The sequence below is a fragment of the Rhizobium sp. P1_E1 genome, assembly GCF_056406015.1.
Genome location: NZ_JBFUAY010000348.1, coordinates 1 through 3,423 on the forward strand (window position 1 = coordinate 1; position 3,423 = coordinate 3,423).

The following is a 3,423-nucleotide window of genomic DNA, read 5'->3' on the forward strand; positions in this document are numbered from 1 at the left end:
GAAGTAGGGCGCGAACGACAGGGCAAAGGTGCAGGTTACGCAGATACCGGCAAAGACAAGCGCTGGCTTTGTGTCTATTGGCAGCCAATAGTCGAGGCTGGGCGGATTGCTCAGCAMGATAWCGAAGACACSAGCGTAGATCGCGCAAGCGATCAAGGTGAGACAGCGCTGCGTGTCATGGATCAGCTTATAGCCGTAAAGCGCGATGACGAAGCTCAGCAGAGTGAAGACCACGATCGAGACTGAGCGTGGAACCGCTACGACGCCTGACACCGTCTGTGCGGCAAGCAGGGTGTTGCTGACGCTGAAGCCGAAATAGATAAACATGACGAAAAGCATTGGGAAGATCGCGCCCAACACGCCGAACTGCGCCCGAGATTGGATCATCTGAGGGATGCCAAGCCGCGGACCCTGCACGGAATGGGATGCTACAAGGATTGTACCGATGGAAACGCCGACAACAATCGAAAAGACGGCCCAGAACAGGTTCAAGCCCATGCTGACCAGAAGCGCTCCCGTTACAAGCGAGGTCAAGTTGACATTTGCCCCAAACCAGACCGGAAACAGATCACGTTCTTTTCCGTATCGTTCTGCCTCAGGTATAAAGTCGATCGTACGCTGCTCAATTTCCATAGCTTTAGCTCCCCTTTTATTACTCTACGAGTTTTGCAAGCCGCCTCTTGCCTCCAAACGGCTGCAGCCGCAGCGCGGCCGAAGTTTCGTATATCATAATACGGTATGTTGGTATACCAAGATTTTGATCGCGAATAAATGCTCGGATCCGTCGAAGGTTTACTCGGCGATCGCCGTGATCAAGAACCCGCGGCCGGCCAGCGCCGGGAAAAACTGCGACGGACGTTCCGCGACCGTTTAGCCGGCGTTCCGCGGTGGCTGTTTAGCTCTCGGCGCTCAGAATAATGGACCCATCGAATGATCTTGGTTGGCCCTCACGGAGGGGCCAATATTCCCTTATGACCAACTCAGCGGGAATAACCAGACCCGGAAATAGGGACGAACGAACAGTCGAATGACAGTCAAAAACCCAATCACATGGACAAACGACGATTTTCCCGATCTGGGCGCGTCCAATGTGGCAGCTTCGATTGAGTTCCGATCTTTCACAGGAGCTTTCCGTTTAAGCGACCGAAAGCCTTCTGGCGACTAACGATTTGCGAAGCTTCATGGCCGGCTTTTCAATCAGCGCCCATGATAGAGCGGCTAATGCCACGGTCCCGACCGGCTCGACGATCCAAAGCCACCAGTGGCCGACCCATCCGATGCCGATCAGCGTGTGCATGACGAGCATATGGTAGAGGTAGATCCCGTAAGAGAGATCCTGCCCGCGCAAAAGGTTAGGGCGCGGAAATGAGTACGCTGCCGACAGGACTAGACCGGCAAGAATAGCGATTCGGAATGCATCGACAGGCGCCGCATTGTTGATAGAGATGAATGCAGCGGACGTCCCTGCTACCCACCACGTTATCGTGAGATGAATTGCCAGCCACCACAAGAGCTTCCCCTCAAAGATCCTGCTTACGCGATGCCAGTAAAGCCGAGCAAGAACTCCCATCGAAAAAATCCAGAAAGTCGGGCCCACTGTCACCGACAGGAACGGATTGTACCTATCAGTTATGTTGAAGTGCTGCGCCATGACCCAAGACCCGAGAGCAGCGACGGCAACGACTAGCGCCCCTGCTCGTTTCCACCGCYGCCAAATTTCCAACAGCGTTGGCAGGGTGAGGTAGAATGTCAGCTCCACCGTCAGCGTCCACAGCACTCCACTTGGGTCCGAGACGCCGTAAAAGCCGCTCATCGTGTAGGGCTCGTAGGTGAAGTAGACGGCCCAGATTCGTGCAGCGGTCAGAATGTAGACCGTGAAGTAAGACAGATACTGCAAGATGCCAGTGACATTTAATCCCCCCGTCACAAACAGGGCAAGTTCCATCACGGCGATGTTGACGAACAGTGCAGGAAAGATTCGGAGCGACCGCTTGACGAAAAAAGAGGCCGCCGACGATGAGCGGATGTAAGAATCTGTTACTAGAAAGCCGCTGATTACAAAGAAGATCGCAACACCCGGCGTCGAAAACAACAGATTGAAGGCCGTTGTGCCGTTCAAAGAATCGCCCAGGTGAAGCCAATTCCACGCGTGGCTGAACATCACTTGGCAGGCGGCAAAGAGCCTTAACAGGTCGAAGTTGTTCCGGTGGCCGGATGAGTGTTCATTGGATGGTCCCATGAATGTCCATTAGCCGGCAGATGCCGCGCAACCTTTCGGCGGTGTATTGAGAACAGAAGTCAGGTGTGGTRGTGGACGGCTTAGTTGTCTGCAGCCAAGACGGTGTAATTGCCGCTTCTCAAGGCTCAGACAGCCTGTCGTCGAGGTAAAGAGCCGTTTGCGCCTTGGCGACTGATTTCGCCCAGTGCCGCCTGCGGATGCAAACCCGAGCGGCATTGGCATCCCCCGTCAGATCGTTTGCCTTCGTTGGTTAACAACATCGATGGGTAATACCTATAACTAGGATCAACTATGAGACGTCTTTGGCCGATCTTTTGGATCAAACTGAACAATCGTGATCCAACTGGCAGTGAGTGCGGGCCGGTTCTCGTTTTCGATCTCGACCGTCACCTCGTAGGTCGTCACCAGCATGCTTGAGCCCCGAAAACGGCAGTCGGACAATACGAAGCGGCCGCGTACGCGACTCCCAGTCTTAACGGGCGACATGAAGCGCACGTTGTCGAAGCCGTAGTTGAGGCCCATTGTCTGCTCGCGAATTTTTGGCATCCCGCTGAAATTCATCACCGACAAAAGTGAAAGAGTCAGGAAACCATGAGCGATCGTGCCGCCAAACGGGCTTTCCACCGCAGCGCGTTCCGGGTTCACATGAATGAACTGATGGTCATGCGTTGCATCCGCGAATAGATCGACTGTTGATTGATCGATCATGATCCATTCGGATCTTCCAACTTCCTGGCCAACTCGCCCAAAGACATCCACGAGCGAAATTTCATTCATACGACCTCACTTATTCTAAATTCCAATGAGAAGGTTTCGGTATTTGTCCGAAATCGCGCTAGCTCCGGGAGCTATGCAATTATTCGACAGTGACCGATTTTGCGAGATTGCGCGGCTGGTCGACATCGGTTCCTTTGGTGACCGCCACGTAGTAGGCAAGCAGCTGTAGAGGTAGAGAGAAGATGATGGGCGCAATTATTTCCTCGACATCCGGCAGCACGATCGTGTGAATGGTATCGAGCTTCGAACGCGTAGCTCCGCTCTCATCGGTGAGAAGAATGACGCGGCCGCCGCGTGCGGCAACCTCCTGCATGTTGGAGACGGTCTTGTCGAAGAATCGATCATGTGGCGCGATAATGATGACGGGCATGTTTTCATCGACGAGCGCGATCGGGCCGTGTTTCAGT

General features: G+C 54.0%; 4 protein-coding genes. All 4 read right to left on the bottom strand.

Features of this window, described 5'->3' with window-relative positions; all coding sequences use genetic code 11:
• The coding region (locus tag AC1D1Z_RS35415; protein WP_477853447.1) for a purine-cytosine permease family protein at positions 1 to 633 on the bottom strand (633 nt) is incomplete at its 3' end.
• A 502-nt stretch (positions 634 to 1,135) separates the two neighbouring features.
• Positions 1,136 to 2,239, bottom strand: a complete 1,104-nt coding sequence (gene nodX, locus AC1D1Z_RS35420; RefSeq protein WP_477853449.1) for a nodulation protein NodX — start codon at positions 2,237 to 2,239, stop codon at positions 1,136 to 1,138.
• Between the two features lie 285 nt (positions 2,240 to 2,524).
• Complete coding sequence (locus tag AC1D1Z_RS35425) at positions 2,525 to 3,016, bottom strand: MaoC family dehydratase (protein ID WP_017968974.1); 492 nt, start codon at positions 3,014 to 3,016, stop codon at positions 2,525 to 2,527.
• A gap of 79 nt (positions 3,017 to 3,095) precedes the next feature.
• Positions 3,096 to 3,423, bottom strand: a 328-nt coding sequence (locus AC1D1Z_RS35430; protein ID WP_477853451.1) for an SIS domain-containing protein, incomplete at its 5' end; no start/stop codon positions are given.

What these genes read in the sequence shown, in the direction of transcription:
- AC1D1Z_RS35425 (WP_017968974.1), bottom strand. Translation starts at nt 3,016, where the DNA reads ATGAATGAAATTTCGCTCGTGGATGTCTTTGGGCGAGTTGGCCAGGAA.